The 15,355-nt window shown below is 45.5% G+C and carries 16 protein-coding genes; 11 read left to right on the forward strand and 5 right to left on the reverse strand.

Annotated features, from left to right (window positions below; all coding sequences use genetic code 11):
* Positions 1–73 precede the first annotated feature (73 nt).
* The 4 genes from G9G57_RS13830 (at position 74) to G9G57_RS13845 (ending at position 2,036) form a co-directional block, all read left to right on the forward strand.
* Positions 74–688 (forward strand): hypothetical protein, encoded by a 615-nt coding sequence (locus G9G57_RS13830; RefSeq protein ID WP_090890423.1) that lies wholly within the window; start codon positions 74–76, stop codon positions 686–688.
* Positions 689–766: 78 nt separating this feature from the next.
* The gene (locus tag G9G57_RS13835; RefSeq protein WP_016820018.1) at positions 767–1,093 is read left to right on the forward strand and encodes a hypothetical protein; all 327 of its coding nucleotides are present in this window, start codon (positions 767–769) and stop codon (positions 1,091–1,093) included.
* 18 nt (positions 1,094–1,111) lie between these two features.
* Positions 1,112–1,402, forward strand: coding sequence for a hypothetical protein (locus G9G57_RS13840; RefSeq protein WP_019688524.1), 291 nt, complete (start codon positions 1,112–1,114; stop codon positions 1,400–1,402).
* Between the two features lie 313 nt (positions 1,403–1,715).
* The gene (locus G9G57_RS13845; protein WP_013372898.1) at positions 1,716–2,036 is read left to right on the forward strand and encodes a hypothetical protein; all 321 of its coding nucleotides are present in this window, start codon (positions 1,716–1,718) and stop codon (positions 2,034–2,036) included.
* A gap of 157 nt (positions 2,037–2,193) precedes the next feature.
* On the opposite strand, the gene G9G57_RS13850 is transcribed toward G9G57_RS13845, so the two are convergent.
* From G9G57_RS13850 to G9G57_RS13860, 3 genes are all read right to left on the reverse strand, one after another.
* Positions 2,194–3,051 (reverse strand): 1,4-dihydroxy-6-naphthoate synthase, encoded by an 858-nt coding sequence (locus G9G57_RS13850; RefSeq protein ID WP_153794595.1) that lies wholly within the window; start codon positions 3,049–3,051, stop codon positions 2,194–2,196.
* Positions 3,052–3,711 carry a futalosine hydrolase gene (locus G9G57_RS13855; RefSeq protein WP_045244891.1) on the reverse strand — a complete coding sequence of 220 codons (660 nt, stop codon included), beginning with the start codon at positions 3,709–3,711 and terminating at the stop codon, positions 3,052–3,054.
* 202 nt (positions 3,712–3,913) lie between these two features.
* Positions 3,914–4,159 carry a hypothetical protein gene (locus tag G9G57_RS13860; protein WP_016820022.1) on the reverse strand — a complete coding sequence of 82 codons (246 nt, stop codon included), beginning with the start codon at positions 4,157–4,159 and terminating at the stop codon, positions 3,914–3,916.
* A 307-nt stretch (positions 4,160–4,466) separates the two neighbouring features.
* Between G9G57_RS13860 and ppk1 the strand changes: the two genes are divergently transcribed.
* Positions 4,467–6,575, forward strand: coding sequence for a polyphosphate kinase 1 (gene ppk1, locus G9G57_RS13865; protein ID WP_164965084.1), 2,109 nt, complete (start codon positions 4,467–4,469; stop codon positions 6,573–6,575).
* Here ppk1 and G9G57_RS13870 read toward each other — a convergent pair.
* A complete protein-coding gene (locus tag G9G57_RS13870; protein ID WP_164965085.1) occupies positions 6,535–8,070 on the reverse strand; it encodes a Ppx/GppA phosphatase family protein in 1,536 nt (511 codons plus the stop codon). The two genes, ppk1 and G9G57_RS13870, sit on opposite strands and share 41 nt — an antisense overlap.
* Before the next feature lie 219 nt (positions 8,071–8,289).
* Between G9G57_RS13870 and G9G57_RS13875 the strand changes: the two genes are divergently transcribed.
* Positions 8,290–8,946 carry a YheC/YheD family protein gene (locus tag G9G57_RS13875; protein ID WP_107734717.1) on the forward strand — a complete coding sequence of 219 codons (657 nt, stop codon included), beginning with the start codon at positions 8,290–8,292 and terminating at the stop codon, positions 8,944–8,946.
* Between the two features lie 281 nt (positions 8,947–9,227).
* Positions 9,228–9,371: a sporulation histidine kinase inhibitor Sda gene (gene sda, locus G9G57_RS13880; RefSeq protein WP_007431918.1), complete on the forward strand. Its 144-nt coding sequence runs from the start codon at positions 9,228–9,230 to the stop codon at positions 9,369–9,371.
* Positions 9,372–9,530: 159 nt separating this feature from the next.
* Here sda and G9G57_RS13885 read toward each other — a convergent pair whose 3' ends face one another.
* Positions 9,531–10,535: an NAD(P)/FAD-dependent oxidoreductase gene (locus G9G57_RS13885; protein ID WP_016820026.1), complete on the reverse strand. Its 1,005-nt coding sequence runs from the start codon at positions 10,533–10,535 to the stop codon at positions 9,531–9,533.
* Positions 10,536–10,771: 236 nt separating this feature from the next.
* On the opposite strand from G9G57_RS13885, the gene G9G57_RS13890 reads away from it, so the two are divergent.
* The 4 genes from G9G57_RS13890 (at position 10,772) to G9G57_RS13905 (ending at position 15,215) form a co-directional block, all read left to right on the forward strand.
* Positions 10,772–11,962, forward strand: coding sequence for an NAD(P)/FAD-dependent oxidoreductase (locus tag G9G57_RS13890; RefSeq protein WP_164965086.1), 1,191 nt, complete (start codon positions 10,772–10,774; stop codon positions 11,960–11,962).
* A gap of 135 nt (positions 11,963–12,097) precedes the next feature.
* On the forward strand, positions 12,098–12,604 hold the full coding sequence (locus tag G9G57_RS13895; RefSeq protein WP_164965087.1) for a MarR family winged helix-turn-helix transcriptional regulator: 507 nt from the start codon (positions 12,098–12,100) through the stop codon (positions 12,602–12,604).
* Between the two features lie 110 nt (positions 12,605–12,714).
* Positions 12,715–14,052, forward strand: coding sequence for an HlyD family secretion protein (locus tag G9G57_RS13900; RefSeq protein ID WP_164965088.1), 1,338 nt, complete (start codon positions 12,715–12,717; stop codon positions 14,050–14,052).
* The gene (locus G9G57_RS13905) at positions 14,049–15,215 is read left to right on the forward strand and encodes an ABC transporter permease (protein WP_164965089.1); all 1,167 of its coding nucleotides are present in this window, start codon (positions 14,049–14,051) and stop codon (positions 15,213–15,215) included. The genes G9G57_RS13900 and G9G57_RS13905 overlap by 4 nt, the downstream gene beginning before the upstream one ends.
* The last annotated feature ends 140 nt before the right edge of the window (positions 15,216–15,355 follow it).

The following is a 15,355-nucleotide window of genomic DNA, read 5'->3' on the forward strand; positions in this document are numbered from 1 at the left end:
TAGGAAAAATATACTAGAATATCAGAGAGGGGAATAGTAAAATATGACTATATAAATAGAGAGGAAGTTTGGTATGGGAGAGTTAAGCGGTCATACTCAGTCTGTGGAGCCACAACCACAGCCTATTCGTAAGCTGGCAGTTGTAGCAACGGTCATTTCTGGAGTAGCTGTACTAGGCTGTATAGCCTTGGCGGTATGGAATTATAATCTGAATACGAAGGTTAGTTCTTTAACTATAGCGAATGCATCGCTAAAACAGACAACACAAGCCTTAACCAAGCAACAAAATGATACAGAGGCCCTACTTGGAAAAGTAAAATTAGCAGCCAACCTGTCATCCATAACGCATGTGTTAGAGCAGACATCTGTCGTTACAGATGATTTTGTATTGGAAAAAGTGACTTTTGATGTGGCAGAGGATGGCAAGTTGAAGGGTGTGCTACTGAATGTGAACAACCAACCTAATCTCGGTTTTGGCGGTGCTTATCAAGGTTATGGCAAATATAATATGTCCTCTGCTGCATTGACGAAGAAGGCCGAGGAAGTCATAAATATAGTTATGAAAGAGTACGGTACATCTGACAAGCTTCCGGTATGGGATAAGAATACGAAGGTGGAAATGACGGTTCAAAATTATCCGCTTGGTAAGCGGGAAGGCGGCACTTTTAAGCTCACTGGTCAGCAATAGGAGGAACCTAACGTTAATCCGATGCTGGACTTTACAGATTTTTGTCTTAAGTATACAAATTGAGCGGGGGGCTAGGATATGGACAGGTACACACCTACAGCGAGGGAACGCTGGCAGATGAAACAGAGTGAGCCGCAGCCGCAGGGCTGGGTGCTCGCTCTATTTGGTTGGATTTTTTCAGGTTTGGGGTTCGTATTTAGTTTTTTTGTCATTGGAGGCTTGTTTGGACTTATAGGTCTTGTTTTCGGAATTTTGACTAGAAAGATGGAACAAAGAAACACGCAAGGCATCCTGATTATCGTTATCAGCTCCGTTGCCATTGGCATTGGCCTATTGATTTTTATGATTTTTTTCGCGCATGGTTTTGTAGAAGGTCTGAGAGAAGGTTATAATGAGCATTATTAGGTCAGGGAGGTAACACCATTGAGTGTCATTATTTCACAGCAAATCTCGGCAACGGGTGTGAAGGAATATACGAAGGTGATGAAAACATTTGATTCCCCTTTTACACCTTTGGTTGGACAGAAAATCAGGGATACGGCATTTGGCGATATGCAATATTATGATGTCGAGGACGTATTTATTGATCTAGCGGAGAATGAGTACTGGGTAATTCTACCTGCGATTTTGCTGCATACAGATGATATTGAGGATATACGAGATGCTGTGCGTGAGTATCGTTCACACGGTTGGGAATGTACGAAGCCTTTATAAATGCATACTGCTTAAGCATCTACACGGAGACGTCTTTCTTTTGCGAGATAGGCGTTTTCTTGTGTATTTGTGTATAAACTATTCCTAATGATTGGCATGAAAAGAAAGAAATTATGCTGAAAATGCGCAAAATGTATCATTTTTTATCATAAAACGACAAGTTGGGAAATGAAAACGGACTTAATGTGTTATACTTAGTATATCAAAGGACAAGAGTCTAAAACGACCGGTAAGGCCCTTTCTTTGAAGAGCCTCTGAATGGTTCAACGTTTATCCAAAATAAATGGTCAAAAGGAAAAGGGGAAATGCTAACGTGAGAGTGAATTTGAAATTTACGAACAAAGGGCAAGTTGCAGTTGAGAAGTTCAACAATGAGGAGCTTATCGAAATCTTTAGCCGCTACATTAAAACGTTATGCAAGAAGTATGATATCTCGGTTACGGTACCTGAGGATCTGAATGAGCAGATTTTGGAAGAGGGCACCGTGAAGGTCGTGCTGGATAAGATTAATTGTGACATGGACGCTTTTTTCAAAGAGCTGAGTCGGGATATCAAGGTGCCGCTGGTCAAACGATTGGGTACCAAACTGGATAACGTGTTTAAGACCGAGGTCGTGGAGCAAGAACAGAGCTAAGAATAAGGATCAAGTCGAGACCCAATGAGAATTTGCATTATGAAATCATAAAACCTCCCGAATGGGGCGCATGGCTAGGCAATGTGCTCGTTCGGGAGGTTTTATATGCTTAAGCTGCTCTATTTAGGAGATAACATGCATGGCATGTCTGCACCTTTTAGCGTGTTGTTGTGGACGTAAGGCGCAGTTTGGCTAAATCAAACGGAGGCACCAGCCCTTCCTGCGCAGCGCGACCGAGCAAGGCTTCAATGGCGGCATAACCGCTGTCGCCCAAATTGGCGGTAAAATCGTTCACGTACAGGTCGATATGCGATTGGGCGACATCGGGTGATAGCTCTTGCGCATGAGACAATACATATTCACGCGAAGCTTCGGGATGTTTCCAAGCATATTCGACAGAGGCACGTATCCAGTTGGTGATCGCATCAAGATCCAGCGTACGACGGGCAATAATAGCTCCGAGCGGGATCGGCAGCCCTGTATCTTCTTCCCACCAGTTCCCTAGGTCAACTTGCTTGCTAAGTCCATAGGACGGATATGTGAAGCGTGCTTCATGAATCACCAATCCTGCATCTATCTCTCCGTCACGGACAGCAGGCATAATTTGGTCGAACGGCATCACGACGATCTCGCCGACACCTCCAGGCACATGCTTGGCCGCCCAAAGACGGAACAGCAGATAAGCGGTGGAACGTTCACTTGGAACAGCTACACACTTGCCGGATAGGGCTTCCGGACCTTCGACGGTGGAACCTTCCTTAGTCAGCACGAGCGGTCCACAGCCCCGGCCCAGTGCACCACCACAAGGCAGCAGGGCGTATTCATCCAGCACCCAAGGAAGTGCAGCGTACGAAATTTTCATGATATCAAGTCCGTCTGGTGTGATCGCCAGATTGTTGGTGATGTCGATATCGGCGAATGTAATGTCCAGCGCGGGTGCGCCCGGAATCAATCCATGCGCCAAGGCATGGAAGACAAAAGTGTCGTTAGGACAAGGTGAAAAAGCAATTTGCATCTATATAACCTCCGTTAATGTAGAAAATGCGGCTTCCAACGCTTGCAAAGCCTCTTTGATTCGCCAGGATGCACGGTCACGTGGACCAACAGCATTGGAAATCGTGCGAATCTCCATCATCGGCAGCTCGAACCTGTTGGCCGCCACGGCTACTCCGTAACCCTCCATCGCTTCGGCAGCAGCGCCGGGAACGCGTTTGGCTAGGCGTTCCGCTGTAGCCGCTGTGCCGGTGGCCGTCGAGACGGTCAGGATCGGTCCGGCGACGGCCGTCTGGCCAGCGTCACGCAACGCCTGAACGAATCGCTGCGCGGTGGCAGCGTTCACGGCGATGCGGCTGGAGCCAAAACCCAGCTCGTCCACGCTGCTGAAGCCCTCTGCCGTCTCTGCCCCTAAGTCGGCGGCAATAATCGCGTCAGCAACGACGACGCTCTCCAGTGCAGCGACCTCCACGAAGCCGCCTCCAATTCCAGCGCTAATGACCAGACGGTAGCCGCCAGTGGCCAGTGCCAGCGCGGTTGAAGCCGCTGCGGACGGAGCGCCTACACCAGCCAGCTCGACCACAAAGCGAGTGTCGCCTTTCAGGCCGCGCAGCACAGCCTCCCGTTCGCCTTCAACCGCGGTCATGACCAGGATGCGCCCATCTGATGTTGTATGCTCCATCGGTTGATTCCCCTTTAAATTTAGGTAATATGCTTTCTTATCATACTGCTTTTCCAAACGATGTTCAAAAAAAGTCGACAAAAAAAGCGCTCTATGGCGCTTTTTCGGAGAAAACTGCAAGATTCAACAGATATGAAAATTGGTAGATTAAACATATAACCATTCTAATCTGGAAGAACAGCGCAGACATAGCATATAATAATTATATCGGCTGATCCTTCGTGATTAGCTGAAACATGGTGATATTGCGGTCATAATGGCTTGGGGTCCCATCCTGATTGCGCACCCGAATCATCTCGCTACTGAACAATTCGATATAACCACAGCCTATCTCACAGTATACGCCCGCAGGGTCCTCTTGCCAGACCGAAACGAGGTGTTGAGACAGCGCCGCGGTAAAAAATTCGATGTTTTTTTGCAGTACGCGTGGCGTTTTCTTGGGTTCCATAATGTAAATCCTCCCTATATCATGCCATTTGAAAATCAGCAATTGAACGTGGCTACTAAGTGGTTATTACACATCATAATGAACTTAATCAACTGAAAAAGGTACGGTTCGTCATTCTACTCTATGAAACAGACGTAAACACTGTACCGCTTAATGCTATTTTTGTAAAGCATCCGTTTGACCTTTTCAACATCCATTGTGTGTTTACACACATTTTACATTGCGTTTACACTTCTGTGATGCTAGTGCGTTTCATCTAATAGTACAATAAAGGGTAACTATACTGCATGAAATTGATGGAGGCCATATGTTGATAGAGAGTCAGAAGAAGGATAAAGCCGGGTCAGAACGTTACTTTAACCGAGATTTAAGCTGGATTGAATTTAATCGTCGTGTGCTTCAGGAGGCTCAGGATGCAGATACACCGCTGCTGGAAAGAGCCAAATTCTTAGCAATTGTGTCCAGCAATTTGGATGAGTTTATGGCTGTTCGTGTTGCAGAGACACGCGAGAAGATCAAGGCTGGTTTTATGCAAAAGGATTTTACGGGATATACCCCCTCCGGTTTGTACAAGCGCCTGATCAAGCGTACCGTCTCGATGGTATCCGAGCAATACCGGACCTATCGTGATATTTCTCGCCTATTGACGAAAAAAGGTCTTTTGCTGCTTGAATATAATGACTTAAATACGACACAGCGCAAGTCGCTGGATGCATATTTTCATGAAATTATATTTCCGGTGCTTACACCGATGGCGGTCGATCAAAGCCGTCCTTTTCCACTGGTTCATAATAAATACGTATATTTGGCAGTTGTCTTGAAACGTCCAGGAGATACGGAGGAGGATAAGCCGCTTTTTGCCATTGTGCAGGTGCCTTCCAATATTCCGCGTGTCGTTTCGGTGCCGTTACGTTCCAATAGCAAGAAGAAATCATTTATTTTAATTGAGGAACTGATTAAGCATCATATACAAACGTTGTTTTCTGGATATATCCCCGAGGCGGTTCATGCCTTTCGGGTTACGCGTAACTCTGATTTGTCCATTAATGAAGAAGAGATCGAAGATTTGCTCGAAGAGATTGAAAAAGAACTGCGTCGAAGACGGCGGGGAGCACCGGTCAGACTGGAAGTGGAAAAAGGGATTAATCCCTTTGCCCTGATGGAACTTCAACGCGAATTCAAGCTGTTCGATCATGTATTTGAGATCGACGGGCCGTTAGATCTGACGTTTTTGTCGTCTTTTGCCGATCATTTGGAGGGGTATTCGCATCTGAAATTTCCGGCAATCAAACCATTGTATCCGGAAGAACTGCCTCCGCAAGAGGATATCTTTAACGTACTTCGCAAACGGGACGTGCTCGTGTACCATCCGTATGAATCGTTCGATGCGGTAACTGATTTTATCATTGAGGCATCAGAGGACCCGGATGTAATGGCCATTAAGATGACCCTGTACCGTGTCAATGGAGAATCGAAGCTCATTCCGGCTCTGGCACGTGCAGCCGAATCGGGCAAGCAGGTGACCGTAGTGGTCGAACTGAAGGCGCGTTTTGACGAAGAACGTAATATTGCTTGGGCGCGTACGCTTGAAAAAGCTGGCTGTCATGTAGTATACGGGTTGGTCGGCTTGAAAACACACGCCAAAATTATTCTAATAGTACGTCATGAACGTAATGTGCTCAAACGGTACGTGCATGTGGGAACTGGCAACTATAATGAAAGTACGGCACGTGTATATACGGATATCGGGTTATTCACAGCGGATCCGGTGCTGGGTGAGGATGCCTCTGAGCTGTTTAATGAAATCACGGGCTTCTCGGCGCTCAAGACCCCGCAAGCTTTCACCGTAGCTCCGACGGGAATGAAAAATAAGCTGTTCGACCTGATCCGCAGGGAAGCGGAGCAAGCACTTGCAGGCAAGCCAGCCCGTATTATTGCTAAAATTAATTCTTTATCCAATCAGGAAATGATTGATGAACTATATGCGGTTTCTCAAGCAGGTGTGAAGATTGATTTAATCATTCGAGGGGTCTGCTGTTTACGCCCTGGAGTGGAGGGCTTTAGCGAGAACATTCGGGTTATCAGTATTGTCGACCGTTTCCTAGAGCATTCCAGACTGTTTTACTTTGAAAATGCAGGTCATTCGGAGCTATTCTTGTCCAGCGCGGATTGGATGACTCGCAATCTGACTCGCCGGATTGAGTTGATGTGCCCAATTTATGACGACCGAATCAAAGAAATGCTAGTGGATATTTTACGTTTATCCTTGAAGGATAATGTAAAAGCACGCCAGCTTCTGCCGAATGGCAGCTATCAATTTGTAGCCAGAAACAACGAAGAGGCTCCCATCAGGAGCCAATTCGAAGCAATGAAGGTTAAAAACTGGAAGAAGGAAGAATGGACCACGACAACGTAAGATTCCAGGCCTTTTGAAAATCTTTTGCGACAGCCACCAGCTCCCATTGCTCCAGAATCGGTTCACTCTTGCTTTCCAGGCGAATATGCAGCGCATCGTCTCCTGTCGTGGGATGGATGCCGGAGATGATGCCGGATTCGCTACGATCCATACCGATTGCTAGCTGGAGCAGCGAGCCGAGCCGGTGTACACGTTCTTCGTCGGAAGGCTCCAAAATATCTGCATGTGTGCGCAGCAAGCGGGGGGTCCGGTTTTTGGGGTGGTAATCAGCGATCAGCGCGGCTAGCACTGTTTCCCGGTGAGATAAGCCGCCAATGCCTGCGTGCAAGATCCAGAACACGGAATGCTGGCGGAAGTGATAGTAATTCAAGGCTGCGCCTGTTTTGTAAAGAGTTGCTGCGGTCAGTAACAAGCGTTTGTCCATAGCGATTGAGGGTCCTTCAGCTAAAGTGTCATAGAGCCGGACGGCGTACTCGTTAACTCGCTTGACATGCGCTTCGCTAACCGGGACAGCAAACGACAGGATATTGCGAATGGACGCGATGAGCGGATTAGCCACCACAGGCTGTTCAGCGTTGACTAGCTCATGAAACAGGCCGTCTCGCAGACCCGCTCCACTGACCAAATACGCGGAGCCTTGAGCAGCTTCAAAGATCGTTTTCAATATAATGAGACCCGGTACGATAATGTCGGCTCTGTCTTTGGACAGGCCGGCTGTTTTTTTGCGTTTTTCATAGGGGAGATGAGGCAGACTACTATAAAAATAATCGACATCTTCTATTGTCATTTCGTAATGGTGTGTCACAGGAAGCGAGTAATCCTGCCGTTTCTGATTGATTTTAGCCAAAGTACGGAGGGTTCCACCCAGCCCGATAAACGGCAGACCCGGATTGGAGAAGATCCAATCATGGTTTTGCAGTGAAGAACGGACAAAGCTCTCCATTTCTTCAATCTGTCCAGGAGACCATTCGCCATTCTTGACCTCACGTCCAAAGCGCCAATTCATATTGACTGCGCCAAAGGGAAATGAAACTGTATGCAGCCGTGTTCGATCCCGGAACAGCGTAATTTCGGTACTGCCGCCCCCGATGTCAATAATAATGCCGTCACTCACATGCATTGTATTCACTACGCCTAGAAAACCGGCATAGCCCTCTTGCTCCCCGCTCAGGATTTCCAATGTTAAATTTGTCTCTTCCGCAATCCATTGAACAATTTCGTCCGAATTGGCCGCATTGCGGATGGCCGCTGTTGCTGCTGCACGCATACGAACAACCCCGTGCATACGGCAAACTTCCATAAATTGGCGTAGCAATGGAGCGATGCTGCGGATTGCTTCTCGTTCCATACGGCCGTTGGCCCCAACCTTTTCGCTCAGTCGGGCAGCTTCTTTGCATTCCTGCACAATTCGATAAGCACCTGTCTCTGTCATTTCATAGATCACGAGACGTATGGAGTTTGAGCCAATGTCCATGATGCCAATTTTGCTATTCATGAGTTGACCTCCTTGTTGAAAGAAACAATTTGCAGCAAATTTAACTGCTCCGTTCTAAATGGTATTCAGATTATTGTCATTGTACCAGTGTTGTCCGGTGCATGCTACCGTTCGTCATGATCTTGTCGAAATAGACACATGATCCTGACAATCACCCAAGAATAGCACACCTCTATTGAGTATGTATAAGTATAGCTGACGGCGAAAGGAGAGAATTAGATGAGACAACTTGCAAGCAAATGGCTAAAGACGAAGGCGCTCCTCCATCATCCACATACCGCCGTTTATATACCGGAAACCTGTCTATATAGTGAAGAACAATTGCGCATAATGCTACGGCGGCATGCTTTTGTGTTTATAAAACCCGTAAAAGGAGGCGGAGGTGTCGGAGTCATGCGCGTGGCAAAGGAGGGGAACGGCTACACCTGTACGCGTATGGAACAAACATATCGGTTCAGCCATTTTAGAGCGCTTGTGGCCGGAATCAATAAGCTCCGAATCCAACGTCCGTATCTCATTCAGCAAGGTATTCAACTAGCAAGTATCCAAGGTAGACCTGTTGACTATCGAGTCAAAGTCGTAAAGGAAGGGGAAAAATGGGAGTTTCGTGCAGTGGTGGCGCGTCATGCTCGTCCCGGACTGGTCATAACGAATCTGTGCAAAGGAGGAACTTTGCTGAAGGGAACAGAGGCACTTCGAATGATATATCCGCGACGGCTAGCTAGACGAAAGCGGCGGGAGATCGTTGAACTTACACAGCACTGTATTCCTATACTTGAAAGAAGATTTCCCGGGATCGGACAACTGGGATTTGATTACGGGCTTGATTGGAATGGACGGGTATGGATTTTAGAGGTAAACACAAGACCTCAATAAATTCAGGTTTTCTTCAAAAAGTTTCCATTATAATCTATTAACAAGATGCTAAATATAATATATTTGTATAAACATAAAAAAAATTTTTTTGCGTTTAATCGCCAAAATTCTGTGTATAAATATTGTCCACATTATCCCCTGTCACATATAAGGGTTAACGACACTTACCAACAATTTATACACAGGATTTCCACAATTGACTGTGGATAATAGAACGCTTGTTCCGTTTTTGGTATTTTGATAGAATAGATTTTGAAATAAAAGGAAAGGTTGTGTCGAGGATGGCTATGCTGACGGATGAAATGCTTTTGGATTCCTATCAGATGGCAATCGAGCTTAAACTTGAATGTGACTTCATTGCACTGTTGCTGGCTGAAATTCACAAAAGAAATCTAGAGATGAATACAGCCGTAGTCCTTCATTAGACCGGACAAGCTCTCGTACTGCGACTGTAAAGTCATTCAGGGTTCGGATGACTTTACGGACAATCACTGCAACGAATAGGCACACCGTGAAAAAGGGTATTTCACTCCAAAGGTTCAAATCTGGAGTAAAATACCCTTTTTTGTCATAGTCTAAATTAACTACAATTTCATGTTACTGCTGTGTCCGGGAGACAACTTGGCGTCTGGATCTACATAGACCTTGGCGTTGTTGACTGCTGTAGGAGCTTCACCAAAACCAACCGCGATCAGCTTAAGCTTGCCTGGATAGGTAGTGATGTCTCCTGCAGCGAAAATGCCAGGAATATTCGTCTCCTGACGAGAATCGACCACGATGGAGTTACTTTCGATTTCAATTCCCCATTCAGCAATTGGACCAAGTGTGGATACAAATCCAAAGTTAACGATGACATCGTCCACTTCGATTTCCTGAGTTTCTTTGGTTTTTACATGAGCAAGAGTGACCTTTGTAATCGTATCTTCCCCATGCAATTCTGCAATTTCCGTTGGTGTAATCACGTTTACTTTGGAAGCGAGGAGGTTCTCGACACTGTGTTCATGCGCGCGGAATTTGTCACGGCGGTGAATCAATGTAACCTGTTCTGCAATCGGTTCCAGCATAAGGGCCCAGTCTACAGCAGAGTCACCGCCGCCACTGATTAGCACCTTACGACCTGCAAATTTGCTCAGGTCGCTGACAAAGTAATGCAGGTTCGTTTTTTCAAAACGATCGGCACCTGGAAGCTCCAGTCTGCGTGGCTCGAAAGCACCCACGCCAGCGGTAATAATAACCGCTTTACCATGATACTCGCCACCTTTGTCTGTTTTGACAATGAAGTGGCGTTCTTCTTTCTTCTCTAACGATACGACTTTCTCTTCTAGCTGCACCTCTGGATTAAAATGGTTCATTTGTTGAACCAAATTGTTGACCAGTTCCTGTGCAGTCACTTTAGGAAAGCCAGCAACGTCATAAATATATTTTTCAGGATAAAGGGCTGCAAGCTGGCCGCCCAGTTGGGGCATACTTTCAATTAAGGTGACGGATGCCTGACGCATTCCTCCGTAAAAAGCGGCGAAAATACCGGCTGGACCGCCTCCAATTATGATCAGATCGCGGATCTCCGCACCTGTGGATTGAGCTGTCACTCTAAAAACACCTCCGAAAGGGATAGTATGAATTGTAGATATTGAATCAGCCGCATAGAGGTTCAGATAGCCGCCGAACGTATGATTCACTGCTTATCATTATAAACTGCTGGGTTCTTCTTGCAAAGTTAAAGCGATTAATATTTGATGAAGACTTTCCGGTGAGTATAAGTTAACCGTGTTAAGAGAAAAGCTGTGAATATTGAATGATTATGTATATCGGAAGGGGTAGAAGCATGAGCAGTATTCCCAAAATTGTCATTGTGGGCGCCGGATATGGCGGTATATTGACGGCTCAGCAATTGCAAAAAGAGCTCAAGCACAATGAGGCAACTGTCACGCTAATCAACCGTCATGATTACCACTATATTACGACACATCTTCACATGCCTGCGGCAGGCACGGATACGATTGAGCATTCGAGGATTCCGATTGCGCAGCTAATCGATGAGTTCAAGGTGGATTTAGTCAAAGGAACAGTGAAGGAAATCATACCAAATGAGAAAAAAGTCGTGCTGGAGGATGGCTCGCTATCCTACGATTATTTGGTCATCGGATTAGGTGGCGAGCCGGAAACATTCGGAATTCCAGGGATGGATCAATTCGCACTGACGATTCGTAGTATTAACTCTGTGCGCCTGATTCGAGAGCATATTGAATACCAGCTGGCCCTGTATAAAAATGACGGTAAGCCAGGTCGCCTAAATTTCGTCGTAGGGGGCGCTGGTTTTAGTGGCATTGAGTTTGTAGCGGAGTTGGCAGATCGTCTGCCACAGCTGGCTAAAGCTTACGACATCGATTTTAACCGAATTCAAATCATTAACGTCGAGGCAGCTCCTACAGCATTACCAGGGTTTGATCCTGAGCTGGTGGAATATGCGATGGATGTCCTCAAGCGTAAAGGGGTTAACTTCCGTATTGGAGTCCCGATTAAGGAATGCCAGCAGGATGGTGTAATCGTCGGTGAGGGTGAGAAAATTGAAGCCTGCACGGTCGTCTGGACAGGCGGAATCCGTGGAAACGGATTGATCGAGAAGGCCGGATTCGAAGTGATGCGCGGAAGGGTGAAAATCGACGATTTTCTGCGTGCACCGGGTCACGATGATATTTTCATTATCGGGGACAGCTCCCTGATGTTTAATCCCGAAGGCCGCCCTTATCCACCGACTGCCCAAATTGCAATGCAGCAAGGAGTACTTTGTGCCAAGAATCTGGCCGCTACGCTCCGCAAAAAGGAGCTGCACAAGTTCGTATTCTCCAACAAGGGTACAGTTGCATCTCTTGGAAAAGGTGAAGCTGTCGCCGTAGTAGGTAAACGCAAAATCAAAGGCTGGGTGGCTGCACAGTTGAAAAAAATTGTGGATCTACGCTATCTGTTCATCATTGGCGGCATTCCACTAGTAGTGAAAAAAGGGCGGTTTTTCTAACGTCAGAAGGTTTCCATGACTCCTTGAATGGAGCTTGGAGACCTTTTTTATTTAGGTGAACGAAAAAAAGATATTGACTCATAACTATTCGACGACATATAGTATGGTTACTAATTATAGAGGGGGAGCTTCACGTTGAATTCTGATTTTAAAATCAATGCCGATCCCAAGAGAATAAATTTATTGACTGAAAAGTTTCCAAATGTGGACTCCCAATCGTTGAATACGTTCGTACTTTTCGTGCAGGCAGCACATGAAGTGTACAATGGAGTGTCTTCCAGACTCTCGGAATATGGGTTATCTGTAGGCAACCTGAAAATTTTAGTGCCATTGTTTTTACATGAACGTGCATTGACTCCATCAGAGCTGGCTGAATATTCAGGGGTTACTCGTTCAACAGTAACCAGCGTAATTGATAAGCTGGAACGGGACGGCATCATCCGCAGAAGTACGCTGACGGATCGACGTATGACCGCGATCTCCTTGACTGACGAAGGAAAACAGTTAATGACGGAAAAAATTCCGATGTTCATCCAGCTTTTTTCGGATTTGTTGAATGAATTTACGCAGGAAGATCATGTTCTATTTGCTAGATTATTAAATAAGCTTTCCTCAGGTCTTGAACAGATAAAAAGGGAATGAACAAATTCCCGTCATAAATAGTTAGACGTCGTACTATCAGATGTCTTACTTGTTTTTCTATTAATTTTAACTATCACTGGCTAAATCATCATGTAGGAGGGTTTATTCTAATGAACAAAAAAATCATCGTGTACATGTTACTTGTTGTCGCGTTAGGTACCGGGGGTACGCTAATGGCAATGAGCGGTAAGGATGCTGTGAGCTTGGCAGCTACACAAAAAAATACACTGCTGGCCGCAGATACCGTAAATGTTGCTTTTCAGGGCGTAGGTGGAAGAGTAAAAACGATTGAGGTGCAGGAAGAACAACAGGTAAAAAAAGGGGATGTGCTCATGACTCTTGATCCTGTAGACCTTGATTTGCAAATTGAGAAATTAAAAACGGATATCGCACAGGCTGATGTGAAAATAAAACAGGCTAAAGAAGGGTTGCAAAATCAGTCTGAAAAAATTTCAAGTTCGGAAATACAAGGACAATTAGACATTCAAGCCGCGCAAGCGGGAGAGACCTTATTAAATCAAGGCGCACGTACAGAGGATATCGAAAGACAAAAGCTGGCCATTGAAGCAGCACGGCAATCGTTGGACGCAGCCCTCACAGGAGTGGAGACTGCCAAAGGAAATGCGGAAATTGCGAAAAAAACAGTGGCATCCAGACAGCAGGCTTTAGAATTGGCCAAAGTTAATTACAACCGACTCAAAGTGTTATATGATGCCGGAGCTGGAAGCAAGGCAGAACTGGATAACGCTAAAAACCAACTGGATAATGCTCAAATTGCGTTGGATACAGCTAAAGACCAGGTTGAAATAGCCAATAACCAGATTACAGCAGCTAGCAAACAATCGGACATTACTAAAAATGGAATCGCTCAGCAGCAGACCGTTTTGGATAAATTGGAGGCTGGAGCAACGGCTGAGGAACGTCAGCAGGCTCGGATCAAAACAGAAAAAGCCAAGGAAGCTCTGAATCAAACCTCGCAAACACGAAAAGATGTTAAGAATAGCCAATACAATGTCGATCTTCTGGCTCAACAAAAGCAGGCATTTATGGTTCAACTCAAAACTGTTGAGTTACAGCGCGGACGTATGGTGCTGAAGGCATCCACAGATGGTAAGGTTTCGCGTATTGTACCTAAACTGGGGGAGATTATTTCTACGGGAGCAACGGGTGTCGTCATTGAAACCAATCAGCTATACTACGATATTTATGTGGGCGAGGATTCCATATCGCAGTTTAAAGCTGGACAAAATGTGATTTCGCATGTCGTAGCTTTACATAAAGATGTTCAGGGCACGGTGAAGTACATTACTTCCGCCCCTCAGTATACCAACATGAGGATGAGTCGGGACAAAGGTCTAGCGGATATAAGCTCCTTCCAAGTACGGGTGAATGTCCAGCGAACATCTGAATTATTGCCTGGAATGACGGTAGAGGTTGTGACAAAATGAAGTCGTTTATAGAAGAGTGGAAGCTGTTGGTCAGCGGCAAAATGGTCTTCGTAATGCTACTTGTTCCGATTATAGTAGCTGTAGCCTTTGGATTTGTTTTTAAAAATAATCAGCTTAACGATGCTTCTGTAGCTGTAGTTGATTTAGATCATAGCAGTTATAGCCGACAGCTTATTAATAAGTTGGATGCATCACAATATATTGATGTACAACATGTGCAAGAGAATGAAACCGATCCGAATTTACTTTTATATAATGAAAAGTTTTTTGCAGTGATTTACCTTCCAGCTGGGTTGGAGGAAAATAGGATTAGAGGAGTTCAGAGCAATATTGGCTTTTATGTAGATAATACGGTAGGTCAGGCTACTGGAAACTTACGCTCGGCAGTCACAGAGATCATAGCGACGGAAAATGCAATGCTCGCTGGCGGTGGATTAAAGGGTATGGGAATGAGTGACAGCCAGGTTACAGGGCTTACTTCCAATATGCTGCTTCAGCAGCGCCTATTGTATAACCCTACCAATGCTACTTTAATGACTTCGGTAATGGGGTTCATCAATACGGTCATGATTTCACTGCTTGGTGCTGCTACACTGACAATTGTTCCACGATTGCGGGAGCAAGGAAGATTAAAAGAGGAGCTTCAGCATTCGTATGGTTTGATTCTTAGAGTGTTACCCTATACATTGGTAGGATGTGTGTCCTTTTACCTCTCCATTGGTTTGCTTAAGCAAATTGGTGGCTTACGCTTTGAAGCAAATGTATGGCAGCTCAGTATTCCATTTCTCCTGTACACCATTACGTTGAGTTTGTTTGCGATGGCTCTAGGGTGGAGTGCGGCCAATCCAGGAAAAGCTTCTTCACGCCTCATGCTAATTATATTGCCTTCGTTTTTACTGAGCGGTGCTCAATTGCCGGTGGCTATGCTGCCTCAATCGCTGCAATATGTAAGTAATATCCTTCCATTAACCTGGCATTTCAAGTTTCTGAGAGGTATGGGCTTTAAAGGTGGGAGCTTAAAATATTTTATTCCCGAGTTGGGAGGCTTTTTGGTCTTACTAAGTGGTTTGCTGCTTATTATCTTTATTTTGATTGCTCTGGAGAAAAGAAAGCTGGCGAAAAGTGAGAATACATCCGTAGTGGTGGAGCCGGTGATGCAATAATCTGAGCTATTATTCCTTGGTTTATTACCTGGGCAATCATAAAAAAATACATTGTATCAGGCGCCCGTGCGGGGGCCTTTTCTCTTCTATTATAGTTTTAGATCTTATAAAAAAAGGATTCCGTCGTCCCGAAAGTGGGA

Source organism: Paenibacillus sp. EKM211P, from assembly GCF_011066175.1.
Taxonomy (GTDB): Bacteria; Bacillota; Bacilli; order Paenibacillales; family Paenibacillaceae; genus Paenibacillus; species Paenibacillus polymyxa.

Coding starts and splice junctions, on each gene's coding strand:
- G9G57_RS13830 (WP_090890423.1), top strand. CDS start 74: ATGGGAGAGTTAAGCGGTCATACTCAGTCTGTGGAGCCACAACCACAG.
- G9G57_RS13835 (WP_016820018.1), top strand. CDS start 767: ATGGACAGGTACACACCTACAGCGAGGGAACGCTGGCAGATGAAACAG.
- G9G57_RS13850 (WP_153794595.1), bottom strand. CDS start 3,051: ATGCAAATTGCTTTTTCACCTTGTCCTAACGACACTTTTGTCTTCCAT.
- G9G57_RS13855 (WP_045244891.1), bottom strand. CDS start 3,711: ATGGAGCATACAACATCAGATGGGCGCATCCTGGTCATGACCGCGGTT.
- G9G57_RS13860 (WP_016820022.1), bottom strand. CDS start 4,159: ATGGAACCCAAGAAAACGCCACGCGTACTGCAAAAAAACATCGAATTT.
- ppk1 (WP_164965084.1), top strand. CDS start 4,467: ATGTTGATAGAGAGTCAGAAGAAGGATAAAGCCGGGTCAGAACGTTAC.
- G9G57_RS13870 (WP_164965085.1), bottom strand. CDS start 8,070: ATGAATAGCAAAATTGGCATCATGGACATTGGCTCAAACTCCATACGT.
- G9G57_RS13875 (WP_107734717.1), top strand. CDS start 8,290: ATGAGACAACTTGCAAGCAAATGGCTAAAGACGAAGGCGCTCCTCCAT.
- sda (WP_007431918.1), top strand. CDS start 9,228: ATGGCTATGCTGACGGATGAAATGCTTTTGGATTCCTATCAGATGGCA.
- G9G57_RS13890 (WP_164965086.1), top strand. CDS start 10,772: ATGAGCAGTATTCCCAAAATTGTCATTGTGGGCGCCGGATATGGCGGT.
- G9G57_RS13900 (WP_164965088.1), top strand. CDS start 12,715: ATGAACAAAAAAATCATCGTGTACATGTTACTTGTTGTCGCGTTAGGT.
- G9G57_RS13905 (WP_164965089.1), top strand. CDS start 14,049: ATGAAGTCGTTTATAGAAGAGTGGAAGCTGTTGGTCAGCGGCAAAATG.